The sequence below is a fragment of the Flavobacterium sp. GNP010 genome, from assembly GCF_056428945.1.
Map to the genome: position 1 here is coordinate 1 of NZ_JBWJVK010000172.1, position 213 is coordinate 213.

The 213-nt window shown below is 44.6% G+C and carries 1 protein-coding gene; it reads right to left on the reverse strand.

Annotated elements, in window-relative coordinates; all coding sequences use genetic code 11:
• Positions 1-213 (reverse strand): hypothetical protein (locus AC061C_RS15995; RefSeq protein WP_478291994.1); only part of this gene is annotated, 213 nt, incomplete at both ends.

Below are 213 nucleotides of genomic sequence, written 5' to 3' on the forward strand. Positions count from 1 at the left end.
TGGTACCAGTAGCCGAAGCAGCTCCAGAGGCAATACTAAAGTTTTCAGTTACTTCATCAATCGCATCCGCAGTTGTAGGTACCGAAACAGTTCCCGTAGTTGCCCCCGCAGGAACAAGTACATCAACATTTGTAGTGGTGTAATCCGCACTTCCAGCAGTACCATTAGTCAATACAAAAGTATAGGTAATAGCTTGATCAGAAGGGTTGCTTA